The sequence below is a fragment of the Autumnicola edwardsiae genome, assembly GCF_031846505.1.
GTDB classification, from domain to species: domain Bacteria; phylum Bacteroidota; class Bacteroidia; order Flavobacteriales; family Flavobacteriaceae; genus Autumnicola; species Autumnicola edwardsiae.
Genome location: NZ_JAVRHP010000326.1, coordinates 1 through 377 on the forward strand (window position 1 = coordinate 1; position 377 = coordinate 377).

The following is a 377-nucleotide window of genomic DNA, read 5'->3' on the forward strand; positions in this document are numbered from 1 at the left end:
GAGTTAAAGACAGATGCTGTCTTATAAGCTGACTCTTTTCCATCTGATTTTCCTGTTACTACATAATGGCCTTCTTTCTTTTCAATTTTAGAGACGTCGGTTTTCAAAACCAGTTTAATTCCTAGCTTTCGGGTTGCATCCACAAGATGTTGTAAAATGTCACGATCAAAGTTTTCCAATGGAAATTCTCCGCGATGTAATATAGTTACATCGGCACCGGCCCGCGCAGCGATATGAGCAAATTCAAAGGCAATGTAGCCACCTCCAATACATAAAAGTGATTTAGGTAGCTTTTTCAGGTTAAGGAATTCTGTACTTGAAAGTGCCAAATTTCCACCTTCAAAATCCAGTACCCGGGGTTTTGCACCTGTTGCGAT

1 protein-coding gene is annotated in these 377 nt (G+C 40.3%); it reads right to left on the reverse strand.

What is annotated here, in order from left to right:
- Positions 1-377 (reverse strand): FAD-dependent oxidoreductase (locus RM529_RS17885; protein ID WP_311486079.1); only part of this gene is annotated, 377 nt, incomplete at both ends.